This window comes from Peribacillus sp. BM1 (assembly GCF_056679975.1).
Window position 1 is genome coordinate 1162616 of record NZ_CM155259.1, and the last position, 15959, is coordinate 1178574.

Annotated in this window: 29 protein-coding genes and 1 pseudogene; all 30 read left to right on the forward strand. The window is 40.4% G+C overall.

The window, feature by feature from the left end; all coding sequences use genetic code 11:
* The first annotated feature begins 10 nt into the window (after window positions 1–10).
* Complete coding sequence (gene rplV, locus AC1MGI_RS05625; protein ID WP_049679545.1) at window positions 11–352, forward strand: 50S ribosomal protein L22; 342 nt, start codon at window positions 11–13, stop codon at window positions 350–352.
* Between the two features lie 3 nt (window positions 353–355).
* Entirely contained in the window at window positions 356–1012 is a 657-nt protein-coding gene (gene rpsC, locus AC1MGI_RS05630) for a 30S ribosomal protein S3 (protein WP_049679546.1), read from the forward strand.
* Window position 1013: 1 nt separating this feature from the next.
* Window positions 1014–1448, forward strand: coding sequence for a 50S ribosomal protein L16 (gene rplP / locus AC1MGI_RS05635; protein ID WP_062187186.1), 435 nt, complete (start codon window positions 1014–1016; stop codon window positions 1446–1448).
* Window positions 1438–1641 carry a 50S ribosomal protein L29 gene (rpmC, locus tag AC1MGI_RS05640; RefSeq protein ID WP_028390454.1) on the forward strand — a complete coding sequence of 68 codons (204 nt, stop codon included), beginning with the start codon at window positions 1438–1440 and terminating at the stop codon, window positions 1639–1641. Before rplP ends, rpmC begins: the two co-directional genes overlap by 11 nt.
* Window positions 1642–1660: 19 nt before the next feature.
* A complete protein-coding gene (rpsQ, locus tag AC1MGI_RS05645) occupies window positions 1661–1924 on the forward strand; it encodes a 30S ribosomal protein S17 (protein WP_049679548.1) in 264 nt (87 codons plus the stop codon).
* A 42-nt stretch (window positions 1925–1966) separates the two neighbouring features.
* On the forward strand, window positions 1967–2335 hold the full coding sequence (gene rplN, locus AC1MGI_RS05650; protein WP_028390452.1) for a 50S ribosomal protein L14: 369 nt from the start codon (window positions 1967–1969) through the stop codon (window positions 2333–2335).
* Window positions 2336–2377: 42 nt separating this feature from the next.
* Entirely contained in the window at window positions 2378–2689 is a 312-nt protein-coding gene (gene rplX / locus AC1MGI_RS05655; RefSeq protein WP_049679550.1) for a 50S ribosomal protein L24, read from the forward strand.
* A 29-nt stretch (window positions 2690–2718) separates the two neighbouring features.
* The gene (rplE, locus tag AC1MGI_RS05660; protein WP_049679551.1) at window positions 2719–3258 is read left to right on the forward strand and encodes a 50S ribosomal protein L5; all 540 of its coding nucleotides are present in this window, start codon (window positions 2719–2721) and stop codon (window positions 3256–3258) included.
* Window positions 3259–3283: 25 nt separating this feature from the next.
* On the forward strand, window positions 3284–3469 hold the full coding sequence (locus tag AC1MGI_RS05665) for a type Z 30S ribosomal protein S14 (protein ID WP_028390449.1): 186 nt from the start codon (window positions 3284–3286) through the stop codon (window positions 3467–3469).
* 30 nt (window positions 3470–3499) lie between these two features.
* Window positions 3500–3898, forward strand: coding sequence for a 30S ribosomal protein S8 (gene rpsH, locus AC1MGI_RS05670; protein ID WP_062187187.1), 399 nt, complete (start codon window positions 3500–3502; stop codon window positions 3896–3898).
* A gap of 30 nt (window positions 3899–3928) precedes the next feature.
* Window positions 3929–4465 (forward strand): 50S ribosomal protein L6, encoded by a 537-nt coding sequence (rplF, locus tag AC1MGI_RS05675; protein WP_062187193.1) that lies wholly within the window; start codon window positions 3929–3931, stop codon window positions 4463–4465.
* A 32-nt stretch (window positions 4466–4497) separates the two neighbouring features.
* Window positions 4498–4860 carry a 50S ribosomal protein L18 gene (gene rplR / locus AC1MGI_RS05680; RefSeq protein ID WP_062187195.1) on the forward strand — a complete coding sequence of 121 codons (363 nt, stop codon included), beginning with the start codon at window positions 4498–4500 and terminating at the stop codon, window positions 4858–4860.
* A gap of 23 nt (window positions 4861–4883) precedes the next feature.
* A complete protein-coding gene (rpsE, locus tag AC1MGI_RS05685; RefSeq protein WP_062187203.1) occupies window positions 4884–5384 on the forward strand; it encodes a 30S ribosomal protein S5 in 501 nt (166 codons plus the stop codon).
* A 13-nt stretch (window positions 5385–5397) separates the two neighbouring features.
* On the forward strand, window positions 5398–5580 hold the full coding sequence (gene rpmD, locus AC1MGI_RS05690) for a 50S ribosomal protein L30 (protein ID WP_062187205.1): 183 nt from the start codon (window positions 5398–5400) through the stop codon (window positions 5578–5580).
* Between the two features lie 35 nt (window positions 5581–5615).
* Window positions 5616–6056 carry a 50S ribosomal protein L15 gene (gene rplO / locus AC1MGI_RS05695; protein WP_049679556.1) on the forward strand — a complete coding sequence of 147 codons (441 nt, stop codon included), beginning with the start codon at window positions 5616–5618 and terminating at the stop codon, window positions 6054–6056.
* Window positions 6056–7351, forward strand: coding sequence for a preprotein translocase subunit SecY (gene secY, locus AC1MGI_RS05700; RefSeq protein ID WP_062187207.1), 1296 nt, complete (start codon window positions 6056–6058; stop codon window positions 7349–7351). The genes rplO and secY overlap by 1 nt, the downstream gene beginning before the upstream one ends.
* 62 nt (window positions 7352–7413) lie before the next feature.
* Complete coding sequence (locus AC1MGI_RS05705; protein ID WP_062187209.1) at window positions 7414–8064, forward strand: adenylate kinase; 651 nt, start codon at window positions 7414–7416, stop codon at window positions 8062–8064.
* Window positions 8065–8143: 79 nt separating this feature from the next.
* Window positions 8144–8277: pseudogene (locus tag AC1MGI_RS05710) on the forward strand (type I methionyl aminopeptidase); the annotation flags it as partial.
* 245 nt (window positions 8278–8522) lie between these two features.
* Entirely contained in the window at window positions 8523–8741 is a 219-nt protein-coding gene (gene infA, locus AC1MGI_RS05715) for a translation initiation factor IF-1 (RefSeq protein WP_028390440.1), read from the forward strand.
* Window positions 8742–8781: 40 nt separating this feature from the next.
* A complete protein-coding gene (gene rpmJ, locus AC1MGI_RS05720) occupies window positions 8782–8895 on the forward strand; it encodes a 50S ribosomal protein L36 (RefSeq protein WP_003156543.1) in 114 nt (37 codons plus the stop codon).
* Window positions 8896–8918: 23 nt separating this feature from the next.
* Window positions 8919–9284 carry a 30S ribosomal protein S13 gene (gene rpsM, locus AC1MGI_RS05725; protein ID WP_049679559.1) on the forward strand — a complete coding sequence of 122 codons (366 nt, stop codon included), beginning with the start codon at window positions 8919–8921 and terminating at the stop codon, window positions 9282–9284.
* A gap of 22 nt (window positions 9285–9306) precedes the next feature.
* Window positions 9307–9696, forward strand: a complete 390-nt coding sequence (rpsK, locus tag AC1MGI_RS05730; RefSeq protein WP_028390438.1) for a 30S ribosomal protein S11 — start codon at window positions 9307–9309, stop codon at window positions 9694–9696.
* A gap of 179 nt (window positions 9697–9875) precedes the next feature.
* Window positions 9876–10820 (forward strand): DNA-directed RNA polymerase subunit alpha, encoded by a 945-nt coding sequence (locus AC1MGI_RS05735; RefSeq protein ID WP_062187211.1) that lies wholly within the window; start codon window positions 9876–9878, stop codon window positions 10818–10820.
* An 87-nt stretch (window positions 10821–10907) separates the two neighbouring features.
* On the forward strand, window positions 10908–11270 hold the full coding sequence (gene rplQ, locus AC1MGI_RS05740) for a 50S ribosomal protein L17 (protein ID WP_049679561.1): 363 nt from the start codon (window positions 10908–10910) through the stop codon (window positions 11268–11270).
* Between the two features lie 356 nt (window positions 11271–11626).
* On the forward strand, window positions 11627–12466 hold the full coding sequence (locus tag AC1MGI_RS05745; RefSeq protein ID WP_480348881.1) for an energy-coupling factor ABC transporter ATP-binding protein: 840 nt from the start codon (window positions 11627–11629) through the stop codon (window positions 12464–12466).
* On the forward strand, window positions 12442–13308 hold the full coding sequence (locus AC1MGI_RS05750) for an energy-coupling factor ABC transporter ATP-binding protein (protein WP_480348882.1): 867 nt from the start codon (window positions 12442–12444) through the stop codon (window positions 13306–13308). Before AC1MGI_RS05745 ends, AC1MGI_RS05750 begins: the two co-directional genes overlap by 25 nt.
* Window positions 13308–14105 (forward strand): energy-coupling factor transporter transmembrane component T family protein, encoded by a 798-nt coding sequence (locus tag AC1MGI_RS05755; RefSeq protein ID WP_480348883.1) that lies wholly within the window; start codon window positions 13308–13310, stop codon window positions 14103–14105. The genes AC1MGI_RS05750 and AC1MGI_RS05755 overlap by 1 nt, the downstream gene beginning before the upstream one ends.
* Before the next feature lie 12 nt (window positions 14106–14117).
* Entirely contained in the window at window positions 14118–14879 is a 762-nt protein-coding gene (gene truA / locus AC1MGI_RS05760) for a tRNA pseudouridine(38-40) synthase TruA (RefSeq protein WP_480348884.1), read from the forward strand.
* A 150-nt stretch (window positions 14880–15029) separates the two neighbouring features.
* Window positions 15030–15467 carry a 50S ribosomal protein L13 gene (gene rplM, locus AC1MGI_RS05765; protein ID WP_062187221.1) on the forward strand — a complete coding sequence of 146 codons (438 nt, stop codon included), beginning with the start codon at window positions 15030–15032 and terminating at the stop codon, window positions 15465–15467.
* Between the two features lie 20 nt (window positions 15468–15487).
* Complete coding sequence (rpsI, locus tag AC1MGI_RS05770; RefSeq protein WP_062187222.1) at window positions 15488–15880, forward strand: 30S ribosomal protein S9; 393 nt, start codon at window positions 15488–15490, stop codon at window positions 15878–15880.
* Window positions 15881–15959: the final 79 nt, after the last annotated feature.

Sequence of the window (15959 nt, forward strand, 5' to 3'; positions counted from 1 at the left end):
AGGGCATCTCATGCAAGCAAAAGCTGTTGCTAGAACAGTTCGTATTGCTCCTCGTAAAGTCCGTTTAGTTGCAGATTTAATTCGAGGAAAACAATTAGGTGAAGCTGTAGCGATTCTTCGCTTAACTCCAAAAGCCGCTTCTCCAATCGTAGAAAAAGTTTTGAAGTCTGCTGTTGCAAACGCAGAACACAACTACGAAATGGATATCAATAACCTAGTTGTTTCAGAGGCATACGTAAATGAAGGACCAACATTGAAACGTTTCCGTCCACGCGCAATGGGACGTGCGAGTGCGATTAACAAACGTACTAGTCATATTACTATCGTTGTATCAGAAAAGAAGGAGGGGTAAACTGTGGGTCAAAAGATAAATCCAATCGGTATGCGTATCGGAATTATTCGTGATTGGGAATCGAAATGGTACGCTGATAAAGACTATGCTACTCTTTTGCATGAAGACCTTAAAATTCGTGAATATATCACGAAACGTTTAAGCGACGCTTCTGTATCAAAAGTTGAAATTGAACGTGCTGCTAACCGCGTAAATGTTTCAGTACACACTGCTAAACCAGGTATGGTTATTGGTAAAGGCGGTACTGAAGTTGAAGCACTTCGTAAAGCTTTGAACCAGTTAACTGGTAAAAGAGTTCATATTAATATCATCGAAATTAAAAGAGCAGATCTTGATGCTAAATTAGTTGCTGAAAACGTAGCACGTCAATTAGAAAACCGTGTTTCGTTCCGTCGTGCACAAAAACAAGCGATTCAACGTACTATGCGTGCTGGCGCTAAAGGAATCAAAACACAAGTATCTGGTCGACTTGGCGGAGCTGATATCGCTCGTGCTGAACACTACAGTGAAGGAACTGTACCTCTACACACACTTCGCGCTGACATTGACTATGCACATGCTGAAGCGGATACTACTTATGGTAAGCTAGGCGTGAAAATTTGGATCTATCGTGGAGAAGTTCTTCCTACTAAGAAGAAATCTGAGGAAGGAGGAAAATAATATGTTATTGCCTAAACGCGTTAAATACCGTCGTGAACATCGCGGTAAAATGAGAGGTAATGCTAAAGGCGGAACTGAAGTACACTTCGGTGAATATGGCCTTCAAGCAATAGATGCATCATGGATTACAAACCGTCAAATCGAAGCTGCTCGTATCGCTATGACTCGTTATATGAAACGTGGTGGTAAGGTTTGGATCAAAATTTTCCCAAGCAAACCATACACTGCTAAACCTCTAGAAGTACGTATGGGTTCCGGTAAAGGGGCACCTGAAGGCTGGGTTGCAGTTGTAAAACCGGGTAAAGTAATGTTTGAAATCTCTGGCGTATCTGAAGAGGTGGCACGAGAAGCGTTACGTCTTGCAGCACACAAACTTCCGATTAAATGTAAGTTTGTTAAACGTCAAGAAATTGGTGGTGAATCAAATGAAGGCTAATGAAATTAAAGAGTTAACCACTGCCGAAATTGAACAAAAAGTAAAATCTCTTAAAGAAGAATTATTTAATCTTCGTTTCCAGTTAGCTACTGGACAACTTGAAAATACAGCACGTATTCGTGAAGTTCGTAAATCGATCGCTCGTATGAAAACAGTTGTTCGTGAAAGAGAGATCGGTGTCAACAATCGATAATTGAGGGGAGGTTTGCAGAATGAGCGAACGCAACCAACGTAAAGTATATACTGGACGCGTTGTATCCGACAAAATGGATAAAACGGTAACTGTTCTTATAGAAACTTACAAAAAGCACTCACTATACGGTAAGCGCGTAAAGTATTCTAAAAAATTCAAGGCTCATGATGAGTTGAATGAAGCTAAAATTGGCGATGTAGTTAAAGTAATGGAAACTCGTCCATTATCCGCTACAAAACGTTTCCGTTTATTAGAAGTGGTAGAAAAAGCTGTAATTATCTAATCTATGTTCGGATTAAGTTAAATCCGAAGGGAGGTTTCGTACATGATTCAACAAGAATCACGTTTAAAAGTAGCTGATAACTCTGGTGCTCGTGAAGTACTAACAATTAAAGTTCTTGGTGGTTCAGGCCGTAAAACTGCAAACATCGGTGATGTCATCGTTGTAACAGTCAAACAGGCAACACCAGGTGGCGTTGTTAAAAAAGGTGAAGTAGTTAAAGCAGTTGTTGTACGTACAAAACGCGGTATGCGTCGTCCTGACGGTTCTTACATTCGTTTCGATGAAAACGCATGTGTCATTATTAAAGATGATAAGAGCCCGCGTGGAACACGTATTTTTGGACCTGTTGCACGTGAATTACGTGACAGTAACTTTATGAAAATCGTATCACTTGCTCCAGAAGTTTTATAATGATAAATATCGTAAAAGGCCTTTCAAGGAGGTGCGAAGCTAATGCATGTTAAAAAAGGTGACAAAGTCGTAGTCATCTCTGGTAAGGACAAAGGCAAACAAGGCACAATTCTTGTAGCATACCCTAAGAAAAATCGTGTGCTTGTTGAAGGAATTAATATCGTGAAAAAGCACTCTAAGCCATCTCAATTGAATCCACAAGGTGGAATCATCAGTAGAGAAGCTGCTATTCACGCATCCAATGTTATGCCACTTGATCCGAAAACAGGTAAACCAACTCGTGTTGGTTATAAGATTGAAGACGGCAAAAAAGTACGCGTAGCTAAAATTTCAGGTGAATCTTTAGATAAATAAGTCATTAATGAAGGGAGGTACACTAAGTAATGAACCGCCTAAAAGAAAAATTTCAAAAAGAAATTAGTCCTGCTCTAGTGAGCAAATTTAATTATAAATCAGTAATGCAAGTCCCTAAAGTGGATAAAATCGTTATTAACATGGGTGTTGGCGATGCAGTCTCGAATTCAAAAGCATTGGATGTTGCTGTTGAAGAATTGGCACTTCTATCCGGACAAAAACCTGTTGTAACAAAAGCTAAAAAATCTATCGCAGGCTTCCGTCTACGTGAAGGTATGCCTATCGGTGCGAAAATTACATTACGCGGTGAGCGTATGTATGATTTCCTTGATAAGCTAGTTTCTGTTTCTTTACCACGTGTACGTGACTTCCGCGGAGTTTCAAAAAAATCTTTTGATGGTCGCGGGAACTACACTTTGGGTGTTAAAGAGCAACTTATCTTCCCAGAGATTGACTACGATAAAGTGAGCAAAGTTCGTGGTATGGATATCGTTATTGTAACGACTGCTAATACTGACGAAGAATCTCGTGAACTACTTACTCAATTAGGAATGCCGTTCCAAAAGTAATCTCTAAGTAAAGGGAGGCGAAAACGTGGCTAAAAAATCAATGATCGTGAAGCAAAAACGCGGAGCTAAATTTGGTGTTCAAGAGTACACACGTTGCGAACGTTGCGGACGTCCACACTCTGTATACCGTAAATTTAAACTATGCCGTATTTGTTTCCGTGAACTTGCATATAAAGGACAAATTCCTGGCGTGAAAAAAGCTAGCTGGTAAAACCCGATTATGGGAAGGAGGTAAATAATAATGGTCATGACAGATCCTGTTGCAGATATGCTGACTCGCATTCGTAATGCGAATATGGTTCGTCACGAGAAATTGGAAGTTCCCGCTTCTAAGATCAAAAAGGAAGTTGCTGAGATCTTAAAGCGTGAAGGCTTCGTACGTGACGTTGAGTTAATCGAAGACAACAAACAAGGTATCATCCGCATCTTCTTAAAATATGGTGCAAACAATGAACGTGTTATCACAGGACTAAAACGTATCAGTAAACCTGGTCTACGTGTTTATGCGAAAACTGGTGAGGTTCCACGCGTTCTTAATGGTTTAGGTATCGCAATTGTTTCTACTTCTCATGGAGTTTTAACAGATAAAGAAGCTCGCGCTAAACAAGTTGGCGGAGAAGTGCTAGCATACGTTTGGTAATACATTTTCACAAGAATGGAGGTGCACTAAATGTCACGTATAGGTAAAAAACCTATTGAAATTCCTGCTGGTGTAACAGTAACTATCAATGGTAGTGAAGTAGCTGTTAAAGGACCAAAAGGTGAATTATCTAGAACTTTCAATTCAGATCTTACAATTTCTATGGAAGAAAACGTGTTAACCGTAACACGTCCATCTGACGCCAAAGAACACCGTGCCCTTCATGGTACAACTCGTGCGGTTATCGCAAACATGGTTGAGGGTGTTTCTAAAGGATTTGAAAAAACTCTAGAACTTATCGGGGTAGGTTACCGTGCTCAAAAGCAAGGTAATAAACTTGTCCTAAGTGTAGGATATTCTCACCCGGTTGAATTCGATGTTGAACAAGGACTAGAAGTTGAAGTTCCTTCAAATACAAAAGTTATTATCAAAGGGATTAACAAAGAACGCGTTGGCGCATTAGCTGCTGATGTTCGTCAAGTTCGTCCGCCAGAGCCTTATAAAGGTAAAGGTATCCGTTACGAAGGCGAATTTGTTCGTCGTAAAGAAGGTAAAACAGGTAAGTAATGTCGCCTGAGTAAATGAAAGGAGTGACGTAAATGATTACGAAGCTTGATAAAAACGCTACTCGTCAGAAAAGACATGCACGTGTTCGTGCAAAACTTTCTGGAACTGAAGCTCGTCCTCGTTTAAATGTGTTCCGTTCGAACAAACACATTTACGCTCAATTAATTGACGATGCAAATGGCGTAACTCTAGCAAGTGCTTCTACTCTTGATAAAGAGCTTAATATTGAAGCAGCAGGTAATGCAGAAGCTGCTAAACAAGTTGGCGCACTTATTGCTAAACGTGCAGTTGAAAAAGGACACAGCGCTGTTGTATTTGACCGCGGTGGATACCTTTTCCACGGACGTGTTAAAGCATTAGCTGACGCTGCTCGTGAAAACGGCTTACAATTTTAATAGATAAAGGAGGGACAAAACTGATGCGAGGTATTGATCCTAATAAATTAGAACTTGAAGAGCGTGTAGTAACAGTTAACCGCGTAGCTAAAGTTGTAAAAGGCGGACGTCGTTTCCGTTTCACTGCACTTGTAGTTGTAGGTGACAAGAATGGTCACGTTGGCTTTGGAACAGGTAAAGCACAAGAAGTACCTGATGCAATCCGTAAAGCTATTGAGGATGCTAAGAAAAATCTAGTAACGGTTCCTGTCGTTGGTACGACAATTCCACATCTAGTGAACGGTCGCTTTGGTGCAGGTCATGTCCTTTTAAAACCTGCTTCTGAAGGTACAGGAGTTATCGCTGGTGGTCCGGTTCGTGCGGTACTAGAATTAGGTGGAGTAAGTGACATTCTTTCGAAATCACTTGGAACGAACACGCCTATTAATATGGTTCGTGCTACAGTTGAAGGATTAAAGCAATTAAAACGTGCTGAGGACGTAGCAAAACTACGTGGTAAATCAGTAGAAGAACTGTTAGGATAAGGAGGGAATATCAATGGCAAATAAATTAGAAATTACCCTCACTCGCAGCTTGATTGGTCGTCCGGATGACCAACGCGTTACAGTTAACACTCTGGGTTTACGCAAAATGCATCAAACAGTTGTTCATGATGATAACCCTGCGATTCGCGGTATGATTAACAAAGTTGCTCATCTTGTTACTGTAAACGAACAATAAAATAACTACCACTTAACAAGGAGGTGCCAACAACAATGAAACTTCATGAATTAAAAGCTGCAGAAGGTGCTCGTAAAGAGCGTAAACGTAAAGGTCGCGGTATTGGTTCTGGTAACGGTAAAACAGCAGGTAAAGGCCATAAAGGTCAAAATGCTCGTTCTGGTGGCGGAGTACGTCTTGGATTCGAAGGTGGTCAAACTCCATTATTCAGACGTTTGCCTAAACGCGGGTTTACGAACATTAACCGTAAAGACTATGCTATCGTAAATCTTGAAGTATTAAACCGCTTCGAGGATGGTACTGAGGTAACACCTGCTCTATTAATTGAGACAGGTATTGTAAGTAAAGAAAAAGCAGGAATTAAAATTCTTGCTAAAGGCAATGTTGAGAAAAAGCTTACTGTTAAAGCTCATAAATTCTCCTCTACTGCAAAAGAAGCTATTGAAGCAGCTGGCGGTACAACTGAGGTGATCTAATGTTTCAAACGATTTCCAACTTTATGCGCGTGGCTGATATAAGAAACAAAATTATGTTTACCCTTTTAATGCTCATCGTCTATCGCATCGGTACATTTATACCCGTACCGAATGTGAATGCCGATGTGCTAAAGGCACAAGATCAGCTAAGCGTATTTGGTGTTCTTAACACTTTTGGTGGTGGAGCACTCCAAAACTTCTCTATCTTGGCTATGGGAATTATGCCGTATATTACGGCTTCGATCATTATCCAACTTTTACAGATGGATGTTGTTCCAAAGTTCACTGAGTGGTCCAAACAAGGAGAAGCTGGACGTCGTAAGTTAGCTCAGTTTACCCGTTATTTCACTATTGTACTTGGATTTATCCAAGCACTTGGTATGTCTTATGGCTTTAACAATATGTCTAATGGAATGCTTATCAAAAACGCTGGTGTTAGTACTTATCTGCTTATTGCACTAGTATTAACTGCTGGTACGGCTTTTCTCTTGTGGTTAGGAGAACTGATTACGTCCAAAGGAGTTGGTAACGGAATTTCCATTATCATCTTTGCTGGTATCGTTGCAGGTATGCCGACGACTGCAAACCAAATTTTTGCTCAGCAATTTGAAGATGCGGGAGACCAACTCTTCTTGAGGATTATTACAGTTGTTTTACTTTTAATTGCAGTGTTAGCAGTTGTAGTTGCTGTTATCTTTATCCAACAAGCACTACGTAAAATTCCGATCCAATACGCTAAGCGTGCGGCTGCTGGTCGTACACCAGCGGGAGGGCAATCTACACACTTACCGTTAAAAGTAAATGCTGCAGGTGTTATTCCTGTAATCTTTGCCATGGCATTTCTTGTTACGCCGACAACAATCGCTTCATTCTTTGGCTCGAATAAGGTTACAGAATGGATAGCTAATAATCTAACTTATGAACACCCAATTGGTATGGTCATCTACGTGGCTCTTATCATTGCATTTTCTTATTTTTATGCATTTATTCAAGTTAATCCTGAACAAATGGCAGATAATCTGAAGAAACAGGGTGGCTATGTACCAGGTATCCGACCAGGAAAAGCGACGCAAGATTATGTGACAAGTGTGTTATATCGCTTGACTTTCGTAGGCTCGCTATTTTTAGCAGCTATTGCGATAATGCCAGTGATATTCATACAACTTGCTAACTTGCCGGCTTCGGCACAAATTGGTGGAACGAGTATCTTAATCGTTGTCGGTGTTGCACTTGATACGATGAAGCAACTTGAATCACAGTTAGTAAAGCGTCATTATAAAGGATTTATAAAGTAATGGAGTTTTGGGGACAATGATGTTCCCTAAAATCCATTATGGAGTTTGAGGGGGAACAAAACGTGAATTTAGTGTTAATGGGTCTTCCGGGTGCCGGAAAAGGTACTCAGGCCGAAAGAATCGTCGAAAAGTATAACATCCCTCATATCTCAACTGGAGATATGTTCCGAGCAGCTATCAAAGATAGCACGGAACTTGGTTTACAAGCTAAATCATTCATGGATAAAGGCGAGTTAGTTCCTGATGAAGTAACAATCGGTATTGTTCGTGAGCGATTAAGTCAAGATGATTGTAGTCAAGGTTTTTTACTTGATGGTTTTCCTAGAACTGTAGCTCAAGCAGAAGCGCTTGAAAAGATTCTTTCAGACTTGGATCGACAATTACAATATGTAATTAATATCGATGTTGATAAAAGCATCTTAATGGAAAGATTGACTGGGCGACGCATTTGCAAATCTTGCGGTGCTACTTATCACCTTGTTTTCAATCCTCCTGCAGTTAATGATGTATGTGACCGTTGCGGCGGAGAGCTATATCAACGTGCTGATGACAATGAAGAAACGGTTCAGAATCGTCTGGACGTAAATCTTAAGCAAACACAACCACTTCTTGACTTCTATGAAGTGAAGGGTTATGTACGCAACATTAACGGTCAACAGGATATTAATATTGTTTTTGAAGATATCAATAAGCTGCTGTCAACTCTGCGATAAGGTTTTAGAGAAATAAAACGACTCTTTAAAGAAGCTAGAGTCATTATATAGAGAGTTTAAAAGAAGCGCGTAACTTGTGCGTCTTTCAAACATCTCCCATGCTATTCAAACCTATGTTAAGGCTGGAAGCTTCTCTTTCAGTAGAGAGTATGGAGGCCACATAATCGGTCAAGACTTACATGAGGGCCAAATATTCCTCAAACCGATCCGCCTAAAACTTGGTTATCGGTAGAAGCCTGGTACGGTTACGCCCGTGTTTAAAGGCGCAATCTGAAAAAGCAGAGATGTGAAGACTTTAGAGGATGATGGACGAAAGTAAAGTTGACGGAAAGATGTGAACCATTTTTTGGAGAGAGCTATATTTCCCACGGGTCTTTGTCTTCATTGACAATGTATTGCAAAGGTGATATTGTTCATTTGCTAAATGGGTCCATGCATAGAGAAGGGAGAATCACTTAATGGCGAAAGACGATGTAATTGAAGTAGAAGGCACAGTACAAGAGACTTTGCCAAATGCAATGTTTAAGGTAGAATTAGAAAATGGTCATACTGTTTTAGCTCATGTATCCGGTAAAATTCGTATGCACTTTATTCGCATTTTGCCTGGAGATAAAGTTACGGTTGAGCTTTCCCCGTATGATCTAACTCGCGGCAGAATCACATACCGATTTAAATAATCTGGTTACGCTCCGATCTGTATAAGGAGGTTAGATAGCAATGAAAGTCAGACCATCTGTAAAGCCAATCTGCGAAAAGTGTAAAGTTATCCGCAGAAAAGGTAAAGTTATGGTTATTTGCGAAAACCCTAAACATAAACAAAAACAAGGCTAATATAGAAGGAGGTGCACACATCAATGGCACGTATTGCTGGTGTTGATATTCCCCGTGACAAACGTATTGTCATTTCTTTAACATATATTTTCGGTATTGGAAAACAAACTGCGATTAAAATTCTTGCAGATGCTGGTATTTCTGAACAAACTCGTACTCGCGACTTAACGGAAGATGAATTAAACAAAATCCGTGAAATCATCGATGCTTTAAAAGTAGAAGGTGACCTTCGTCGTGAAATTTCTCTAAATATCAAACGTCTAATGGAAATTGGTAGCTACCGTGGTTTACGCCACCGTCGTGGTCTTCCAGTTCGCGGACAAAATACAAAAAACAACGCTCGTACGCGTAAAGGACCTCGTCGTACAGTAGCTAACAAGAAAAAATAATCAGTAAAGGAGGTTACATTTCATGGCACGTAAAACTAATACACGTAAACGTCGTGTGAAAAAGAATATAGAAACAGGTATCGCGCATATTCGTTCTACTTTCAATAATACGATTGTTACTATCACAGATTCACATGGTAACGCAATTTCATGGTCAAGTGCTGGAGCACTAGGTTTCCGTGGATCACGTAAATCGACTCCATTCGCTGCTCAAATGGCTGCTGAAACTGCTGCAAAAACATCAATCGAACATGGTATGAAAACTCTTGAAGTTACTGTAAAAGGACCAGGTGCTGGACGTGAAGCTGCAATTCGTGCACTTCAAGCTGCTGGACTAGAAGTAACTGCAATTAAAGACGTAACTCCAGTTCCTCATAACGGATGCCGTCCACCAAAACGTCGCCGTGTTTAATTTTTCTGTATAAATTTTGTATTCATGTCTATAATGGGACATAATACTAAGTTTGCGTTCTAACAGAATGATTAATTCAGTTGTTGCTCACAAGCGGGAACGTATACATGGGGAATTTCGGTTATAAGTTCGGATACTTACTAACCGGGGTTTCGACGTTTTGAAGGAGGGTTTGTTAAATGATCGAAATAGAAAAACCAAAAATCGAAACGGTTGAAATCAGCGATGACGCCAAGTATGGCAAGTTCGTCGTAGAGCCACTTGAGCGTGGATATGGAACAACTTTGGGTAACTCCTTACGTCGTATTCTTTTATCCTCACTCCCAGGTGCTGCTGTCACATCTATACAAATTGATGGAGTGCTGCATGAGTTCTCAACAATTGAAGGCGTCGTAGAAGATGTAACTTCTATCATTCTTAATGTGAAAAAGCTTGCTCTAAAGATTTATTCCGATGAAGAAAAGACGCTTGAAATTGATGTGCAGGGTGAGGGAGTTGTTACAGCTGCTGATATCACTCATGACAGTGACGTGGAAATCCTTAATCCGGATTTACACATTGCTACTATTGGGAAAAATGGCCATATGCGTATGCGTTTAATGGCTCGTCGCGGCCGTGGATATACTCCTGCTGATCAGAACAAAAGAGAAGACCAGCCAATTGGTGTGATTCCAATCGATTCGATCTATACTCCTGTAGCTCGTGTTTCCTACCAAGTTGAAAATACTCGTGTAGGCCAGATGACTAACTATGACAAATTAACGTTTGACGTTTGGACAGATGGAAGCAATGGACCACAAGAAGCAGTTGCTCTTGGGGCTAAGATTTTAACAGAGCATTTGAATATTTTCGTTGGTTTAACTGATGAAGCTCAAAATGCTGAAATCATGGTAGAAAAAGAAGAAGACCAAAAAGAAAAAGTTCTTGAGATGACTATCGAGGAACTAGATCTTTCTGTTCGTTCTTATAACTGCCTGAAACGTGCTGGAATTAATACCGTTCAAGAGCTTGCTCACAAAACGGAAGAAGACATGATGAAAGTACGAAATTTAGGACGCAAATCACTTGAAGAAGTGAAAGCGAAACTTGAAGAATTAGGCTTAGGTCTTCGTAAAGATGACTGATGACTAGTTGGCTAAGCTAAACTAGGCATTTTACTGTAAGCCTCGAACAATGAATATTTAACTTCTATAGAAGGAGGGAATCTCTAAATGGGTTACAGAAAGTTAGGACGCACTAGCGCTCAACGTAAAGCATTACTTCGTGATTTAGCTACTGATCTTATCATTCATGAGCGTATCGAAACTACAGAAGCGCGTGCTAAAGAAATCCGTTCTGTTGTTGAAAAAATGATTACTCTTGGTAAACGTGGTGACTTACACGCTCGTCGTCAAGCAGCTAGCTTCATCCGTAAAGAAGTGGCTAACGCTGAAAGCGGGCAAGATGCTCTTCAAAAATTATTCAGTGACATCGCTCCTCGTTACGAAGAACGTCAAGGCGGTTATACTCGTATTTTGAAAATGGGTCCACGTCGCGGAGACGCTGCACCAATCGTAGTTATCGAGTTAGTTTAATAACAGCTTTGATGAGGGCTTAGGACAGTTGAACAAAGACTTGTTCTTCGTCCTTTTCTTTTATATACAACTAGAAAAGTCATACAAGAAATCGCTATTTGAGTGTTACGATGGCTGGTATGCAGAATACTGTTACCTTCACGTCTAGCTCAAGTACCCCTTCCCGCTTATGTGAAAGCGTAATAAGAATATATTCATTTATCGAAATGAGTATTAGGAAAAGCTGCCCTTAATTTACCGAAACATTTCGGTGGAAGGGGTGCAGCGTTTTTTTTATTCCAAAATATATAAGGTTTCATTTCAATCTGAGCTGAGATAAGATAAGAAGAGGATAGCTGAGGATAGGAGAGAGCACAATGGGGAAGAAACTTGTTTCATTGGAAAATGTCGTTTTCAAATATGAAGGTCAAACAAGAAATGCAGTCGATCTTGTTTCTTTTGATATATATGAAGGTGAGTGGCTTGCGATTGTAGGTCATAACGGTTCTGGTAAGTCAACACTTGCAAAGCTTCTTAATGGTCTTCAATTTCCTCAGGCAGGGGCTATTCTTGTCAACGGAAGCGAATTGACTGAAGAGACGGTTTGGGAAGCTCGGAGCAAAATTGGGATGGTTTTTCAAAATCCAGATAATCAATTTGTCGGAGCTACTGTGCAGGATGATGTGGCTTTTGGTTTGGAAAATGCGGGTATTGCGCGACCAGAAATGGTTCAAAGGGTGCAAAATGCCTTAAACAAAGTGAAAATGGGTAGCTTTCTCAATCAAGAGCCGCACCATCTATCAGGGGGTCAAAAGCAGAGAGTGGCGATTGCAGGTGTTCTTGCTTTGCAGCCAGATCTGATGATTTTAGACGAAGCGACTTCTATGCTTGATCCAAGAGGTAGGGAAGAAGTACTTGAAACTGTGAGAGAACTGAAAGAAGAGAATCTTTTAACGGTTATTTCCATTACCCATGATCTTGAGGAAGCTGCGAAGGCTGACCGAATAATTGTGATGAATGAAGGGAAACTTTATCGCCAAGGAATACCAACGGATATTTTTCAAATGGAAGGTGAGTTAATAGCGCTAGGTCTTGATATCCCTTTTTCCGTCAAATTAAGTAAAGAATTAAAAGAACGCGGAATTGGATTAATAAAAAGCCATTTGACAGAGGAAGAGTTGGTGAGAGAACTATGCGAATTACACTCAAAGATGTAGAATATCGATACCAAATAAACACACCGTTCGAACATTTAGCATTACATGATGTGAATATGGACATTGATTCAGGAACGTATACGGCAATTATCGGACATACAGGTTCAGGAAAATCGACATTGCTTCAACATTTAAACGCATTGCTGAAGCCTACAAAGGGCTCCATCACGATTGGCGATCGTACGATTGAGTCCGGTCGTAAGGAAAAGCATCTTCGTGCAATCAGGAGAAGCGTAGGGATTGTATTTCAGTTTCCCGAGCACCAGTTATTCGAAGAAACGGTTGAAAAGGACATTTGCTTTGGCCCTATGAATTTTGGGGTTTCAGAGAAAGATGCAAAGGTTCGTGCGAGAAAAGCGTTAAAACAGGTGGGCATGGCTGAAGAGATTCTTGAGAAATCCCCCTTTGACTTATCAGGTGGTCAAATGCGCAGAGTGGCGATTGCAGGTGTTCTCGCAATGGAGCCGGATGTTCTTGTCTTAGATGAGCCGACAGCAGGGCTAGATCCCCGTGGTAGGATGGAGATTATGGACATGTTCTACCAGCTCCATAAAGAAAGAGGAATTTCAACAATACTTGTTACCCACAGTATGGAGGATGCAGCTCGCTATGCAGATGAAATCATCATTATGCATCAAGGTACTGTATTTAAAAAAGGGGCTCCATTTGATATCTTTTCACAACCGGAACAGCTCCTTGAGTTAGGTCTGGATGTTCCAGACACAGTTCGATTCCAATTGAAGCTACAAAAAGTGTTGGGTGTTCGTTTTGATCGGCCTTGTTTATCGATTGAGGATCTGGCTACTGAAGTTAAAAAGGCAATGGAACGGGGGAGTCGATAATGCTTGATAAAATGATCCTCGGTAGATATGTTCCTGTTGATTCTACGGTCCATAAGATGGACCCGCGTTCAAAGTTACTTCTTGTTTTTTTATTTGTGTGTATCATTTTTTTGGCGAACAATATGATATCCTATGGATTGATTGGTCTATTTACATTTATTTTGCTGATCCTTTCGAAAATACCCATTCGTTTTTTATATAACGGCTTAAAGCCGATTTTATTTCTAATTGTGTTTACATTTGTCTTGCATATTCTGTTTACTAAAGAAGGAGAAGTGGTGTTCAATTTCGGTTGGTTGGAGATTTATGATGGGGGCTTGAGACAAGGTCTTTTCATTTCACTCCGATTTACGTTTTTGATACTTGTCACTTCATTACTAACATTAACAACGAATCCAATCTCCATAACAGATGGGATGGAGACACTTCTGCATCCTTTTAAAAAGTGGAAGCTACCCGTACATGAATTGTCGCTAATGATGTCGATTGCGCTACGGTTTATTCCGACTTTGATGGAAGAGACAGATAAGATTATGAAGGCACAAATGGCAAGAGGCGTTGACTTCTCTTCTGGCCCTTTAAAAGAGCGGTTTAAAGCGATTGTCCCATTATTAGTTCCATTGTTTGTGAGTGCATTTAAGCGGGCCGAGGAGCTTGCGATTGCAATGGAAGCTCGTGGCTACCGCGGTGGTGAGGGACGGACGAAATATCGCCAGTTAAAATGGCAAACAGTCGATACATTATTGATGCTGTCGTTAGTAGTATTGACAATCTTGTTAGTTTTATTACGTTCATAAAGAGGGTAGAACATGCAAAGGTATAAATGTACGATTACTTACGATGGTAGCCTATTTGCTGGCTATCAAGTACAACCCGGTAAACGAACGGTTCAAAGTGAACTTGAAAAGGCGCTTACTAAAATGCATAAAGGTGAGTATGTAAGAGTGACTGCTTCAGGAAGGACGGATTCTGGTGTCCATGCGAAAGGGCAGGTTATACACTTCGATTCTCCGTATACATTTCCAGCTGAAAAATGGGAGCGTGGGCTTAATGCCTTACTCCCTGATGATATTGTGGTGCTGCATTCATCAGTAGCCTCTACTGATTTTCATGCCCGCTTTGATGCAGAAGGCAAGGAGTATCGGTATTTTATCAGCCGTAGTCATCATAAGGATCCGTTTCGTCGTCATTATGTGTCCCACTTTCCGCATGCGTTAAATGAAGCCTCCATTCGACAGGCTATTTCTTATTTGGTTGGCACCCATGACTTTTCTAGTTTTTGTGCTGCTAATACAGACGTTAAAGATAAGGTACGGACCCTTCATGAAATTGATTTTTATGAAGAAGGCGATTTGCTTGTTTTCCGTTTTGTTGGCACGGGATTTCTGTATAATATGGTCCGAATTCTAGTTGGAACACTTTTAGAAGTTGGTAATGGAAAAAGAAAAGCTGAAGAAATTCCAATGATTCTTGAAAAAAAGACTCGTGGATTGGCTGGAAAAACCGCACCTGCACAGGGACTATATTTATGGCACGTTCATTATGATGATGGAAATAAAAGTTTTTCCTAAGACAACTAAACCTGGTGTAACATTCACTTGACAATGGAAGTGGAAGCATATAATATAATATGGTATGTATTTTAATCCCACGATAAGCCCCGGAAAGTTTATTGTGATTGAAAATAAATATAATGTGAAACAATTTCTAGGAGGGTAATCATGCGTACGACATTTATGGCAAAAGCTAATGAAGTTGAACGTAAATGGTATGTAATCGACGCTGAAGGTAAAACTTTAGGTCGTCTATCTACTGAAGTAGCATCCATTTTACGTGGCAAAAACAAACCAACATTTACACCGAACGTTGATACTGGCGATCATGTAATTTTAATTAATGCAGAGAAAATTCATTTAACTGGGAACAAGTTAAATGACAAAATTTACTACCGTCATACTATGCATCCAGGTGGTCTTAAATCAAGAACTGCTCTTGAGATGCGTACAAACTATCCTGTGAGAATGCTTGAACTTGCTATCAAAGGGATGCTTCCAAAAAATTCTCTAGGTCGTCAAATATTCAAAAAACTACACGTATATGCAGGGTCTGAGCACCAACATCAAGCTCAACAACCTGAAGTATACGAATTACGCGGATAATTATTAAGGAGGTTACTATCTTGGCACAAGTTCAATATTATGGTACTGGTCGCCGTAAGAGCTCAGTAGCTCGTGTACGTTTAGTACCAGGCGAAGGTCGCGTCGTTATTAACGGTCGTGAAATTAATGAATACATCCCATTTGCAGCATTACGTGAAGTTGTTAACCAACCACTAGTTGCGACTGAAACTACTGGAACTTATGACATTCTTGTAAATGTTAACGGTGGTGGATACACTGGTCAAGCTGGCGCAATCCGTCACGGTATTGCACGTGCGTTGCTTCAAGTAGATCCAGAATTCCGTCCAGCTCTTAAAACTGCTGGATTACTAACTCGTGACCCACGTATGAAAGAACGTAAAAAATACGGTCTTAAAGGCGCGCGTCGTGCACCTCAGTTCTCAAAACGTTAATTTTATTACGTTTCAAGGCTCCCGAACCTTTTGGTTTGGGGGTCTTTTTTTACGTAAAAAACTGGTTTTGGTCACGGAA